This window comes from Methylocystis sp. (genome assembly GCF_051061225.1).
Taxonomy (GTDB): domain Bacteria; phylum Pseudomonadota; class Alphaproteobacteria; order Rhizobiales; family Beijerinckiaceae; genus Methylocystis.
This window is the reverse complement of the sequence record NZ_JBPFEB010000032.1, coordinates 1-3,613: the sequence shown is the minus strand read 5'-3', so window position 1 is coordinate 3,613 and position 3,613 is coordinate 1. Positions and strand designations below refer to the sequence as shown.

Here is a 3,613-nt window from a genome sequence, read left to right as displayed (position 1 = left end):
GGCGACACGATGCAGGCGGCTCGTCAAAGATTACGAGCGCTATGCTCAGACCCTCGCAGGCCTCCACGTCGTCGCCTTCGCATGTCTCATGCTCAAGCGCGCCGCAGAATTCATGCTCCAAGGTGCATAACACCCTCTAGTCGAGCATTCTTTCGGCGTCCTGATCTTTTTCTCCTCAGTCCGGCCCAGCGCCGGGCATTTTCTTGAGGCTATAGCTCTAAAACGGCCTTCGGCCGCGGCGCGAGGACGAGGGATCGTGCCCCTTGCCTAGCAGCTCCAAGGCGTCCTCGGCAATTTCCTCAGGGTCATCTTGCCCATTGGCTTCCCCCACGACGGACATCACGGCCTGCATAAGCGCGGCCCGGTCGATCTCAACAGCTCGATCTGCCGCCATCCGACTAGCGACGCGAAATCCCTCGTCGATCAGCTTCTGATTCACCGCCGGCTCCAATGCGTCGCCGCGATCCCATTTCGTCACTTCGCCGAATTCTTCAACCGGCCGCCAACTGGTTCGGGTGGAACCAAGACGACAGTCCGCCGGTTAGTGGGCGTCCTTAACTTTCCTTTGACCTAGCCCGGCCCAGCGCCGGGCTTTTTTCTGAGCCTCAACACTTTGTCTCCTCGCCGCGCTCACGTTGCCGGCTTCTGCCGGCTAGACAGCCCCAGCGCCTTGCTCACGTTGCGGGCGTTCCTGCCGGACATCACAAGATGACCGCCTTTGCGCATGTGAATGACAAGGCCGCCTTGCGCCCGGATGCGCCAGCCATTGTCTAGTTGCCGGAATTCAATGTCGGATTCCAAAAATCCCATCGATCGCAGTGTTTCGATCACACTCGCTGGGCTTGGCGGCTCGGCCATCACGTCATTGTCCGTTCAATCTCACCAGCCGCGGCGCCAGTAGCGGGCGCTCGCCGCTAGAAGCGCCGGGCGATGGCTTGAACCTTGCTCCTGTCTAAACCTCGCCTCCCCTAAAGCGAGAGCGGCTCGCTGAACCGCGGATAGCAGCAAAAGTGTTATAGGCGCGCGCTCGTTCAGTCTCTATGGCTGCACACCTCGCCCTATCTAGGTGTTGGGCGCGGCGCTTGTCAGTTGGCGCGAGCGAGAGGAGAGCATTATGGGCCTTTTCGATTTCTTGACAGGCAAACGAAAATCCGCGCCGGCGCCGGCGCCCGCTGGCGATACCGCCCCGTCCCCCGAAGAATTGAGACAGGAGATCGCCAAGCACGGTCTCGACGACTCGAAGATCGACCTCCAAATCAATGGCGGCAAGGTGACCCTCGGAGGCGCCGCGCCCACCACGGCCGATATCGAGAAGCTCATTTCCGCCGTCCGCAAGGTGAGGGGCGTAGCGCAGGTCGAAAACAGGCTCGTTGCCGTAAGAGCGCAGGATGCCTCCCAATTCTATATTGTGCAGCGCGGCGACACGCTTTGGAAGATCGCCGAAAAAGAATATGGTCACGGAAGAGGCGAGAGATACAAAGAGATCTTCGAGGCCAACCAGCCGCTTCTGAAAGATCCGGACAAAATTTATCCGGGCCAGAACCTGCGCATTCCCAAGCTCTTACCCGACGACGCGCCGGCCGCTATCAAGTGGAAGCCGCCACAGGAAATCGCCAAGCCCGAGGAATAGAAAAAGGCCTGACGTCGTCACTTTCCACTCCCGGGTTGTCAGTAGGCCACGACGAAGAACGGCGCGCCTTGGTAACTGCGTCTCCTCCACGAACTTGGGAAATACGGCGAACGAAGCGCCTTCCGGCGCCGGCATTCTGTTCGGGGCCTAGTACCCAGAATCACTGTTCCGCGAAACAGGGTTTGAGGCGTTTTCGGTGGACTTCGCTTTTAGTCCAGACGAACGGCCTTGCGGTTTCATTGTAGCTTGCGATGAACGCCTCGATATGGGCGATGAGTTCGGGGACGCTTTGGAACGAGGCGCCGTTCAGCGATTTGCCCGAGAGGATCGAGAACCAGATTTCGACTTGGTTGAGCCAAGAGGCGTGCGTCGGCGTGAAGTGGAAATGCACGTTCTTGTGGCGCTTGAGCCACATGTCGCGCCTGGGCTTGTGGGTAGAGAGATTGTCGAGAATGACATGGATTTCCTTGTCGGGATAGGCGGCGACGACCTTGTTCATGAAGTCAAGGAACTCGACGCGACGGCGACGCTTGTAATGTTTGCCGACGACCTTGCCACTCTCGAGATCGAGCGCTGCGAAAAGCGTCGTCGTTCCATGCCTTTTGTAATCGTGCGATTGACCGATCAGGGCGCGTCCGTTCGGCAGCTTCAAATAACCCTGCGAGCGCTCCAGTGCCTGGATTGATGGTTTTTCGTCCACGGCGAGCACGATGGCGTTCTCGGGTGGCGCCATGTAGAGCCCGACGATCTCAGCGGCCTTGGCCGTGAACTCAGGGTCGCTGCTGACGCACCAGGACTTGCGGCCCGACAGGTCGATCTTGTGCGTGCGCAGGAAGCGCCAGACATATTGGACATTGACGTCGCCGAGCGCTTTGGCGACGAGCGGTCCAGTCCAGTTGGCGTAGCCTTCCGGCGGTTTGCGATTGAGCAAGGCCAGGATGCGCCGGTCGGTTTCCTCGTCGTATTTAGGCGCCGCGCCGCGCTCGCCGACTTCCGAAAAACCGGCGAGGCGATGCTCGGCGTAGCGCACGCGCCATTTCGACGCCGTGCCGGTGGTGCATCCGAGCGCGCGACCAATCGCCCGGGTAGCGGCGCCCTCGGCCGCCATGAGCACGATTTGCGCCTTCAGACGCGTGCGATGCTCCGTTCGGGTCGAGCGCGCCAAACCCTCGAGCTCGGTCCGCTCTTCATCGGTCAATTCAATCGGCGTCGCTTTCAATTGGCTGCTCATGCAGCCTTGAATCATGACTCACCGATCAGCGATAGTGGGTACTAGTTGAATTTGCGGGGCTTTGACGGTTAGCCACAGTCAGCGCCAGAGGTTTCAATGACGCATCCGTCTCTTTCGTTCCGAGTCGTATTCTTTCGAGGACCACAGTCGAACACGCTTGGCGACAATCTCGGCGCAGCTTATGGAATGGCCAACCCTCGTCGGCGAGACTCGTTGCCACCGCCCGCGTGGTTGCTGCATCGACCGGTGTCGCAAGTGGAGCCGGCGCTGCGAGGGCCCTCTATCGGCAGTTGGCGTTATAGTCAATGACAGTGCCTGCCTCATTGAGCTGCGGAAGCGCGGGCTCCTGACGACTGCGCTGTGGCTCTTCGCACGCCCATCATTATGTTCGAGCAACCCTGTCTTCATGCAATTAATCCTAGCGGGGCTCCGGTGGAGTCAGCAGGCGGCAGGCTTGCGCCCGCCGCCCTGCGCGGGACCCCCAAAGGGGGAAGGAAGAAGCGCCGCTCAGTGCATGCCGGCGGCGGCTTCGTGCATCTGCGCCAACGCTTCGTCGATTGTGAAGGTGTTCGGCTTCTGGATGGGCGGGAAGTCTTTGAAGGTCGCCGCCAACTCCGCCATGATCGCTTGCGCGCCATACAAAATAGGGACGTGGTCAATCAGCCAGTCGTAGTATGTGTTAGACGTCCGATCCGCCCGCTCGTAAGGGTCGGTGCGCAGATTGAAGAACTTCGGCACCCGGAGCCGGGTGA

4 protein-coding genes and 2 pseudogenes are annotated in these 3,613 nt (G+C 60.1%); 2 read left to right on the top strand and 4 right to left on the bottom strand.

Annotation, left to right across the window (positions count from 1 at the left end; genetic code table 11):
• Positions 1-130, top strand: a pseudogene (locus tag ACR652_RS07735) (IS5/IS1182 family transposase); the annotation flags it as partial.
• An 87-nt stretch (positions 131-217) separates the two neighbouring features.
• Here the strand turns inward: ACR652_RS07735 and ACR652_RS07730 are convergent.
• Both ACR652_RS07730 and ACR652_RS07725 read right to left on the bottom strand, forming a co-directional pair.
• Positions 218-478 carry a hypothetical protein gene (locus tag ACR652_RS07730; RefSeq protein WP_434505943.1) on the bottom strand — a complete coding sequence of 87 codons (261 nt, stop codon included), beginning with the start codon at positions 476-478 and terminating at the stop codon, positions 218-220.
• A gap of 152 nt (positions 479-630) precedes the next feature.
• On the bottom strand, positions 631-858 hold the full coding sequence (locus ACR652_RS07725; RefSeq protein WP_434505942.1) for a hypothetical protein: 228 nt from the start codon (positions 856-858) through the stop codon (positions 631-633).
• A gap of 256 nt (positions 859-1,114) precedes the next feature.
• On the opposite strand from ACR652_RS07725, the gene lysM reads away from it, so the two are divergent.
• Complete coding sequence (gene lysM, locus ACR652_RS07720; RefSeq protein WP_434505941.1) at positions 1,115-1,630, top strand: peptidoglycan-binding protein LysM; 516 nt, start codon at positions 1,115-1,117, stop codon at positions 1,628-1,630.
• A 160-nt stretch (positions 1,631-1,790) separates the two neighbouring features.
• Here lysM and ACR652_RS07715 read toward each other — a convergent pair whose 3' ends face one another.
• Positions 1,791-2,861 carry an IS630 family transposase gene (locus tag ACR652_RS07715; RefSeq protein ID WP_434505940.1) on the bottom strand — a complete coding sequence of 357 codons (1,071 nt, stop codon included), beginning with the start codon at positions 2,859-2,861 and terminating at the stop codon, positions 1,791-1,793.
• Between the two features lie 507 nt (positions 2,862-3,368).
• Positions 3,369-3,613: pseudogene (locus ACR652_RS07710) on the bottom strand (arylsulfatase); the annotation flags it as partial.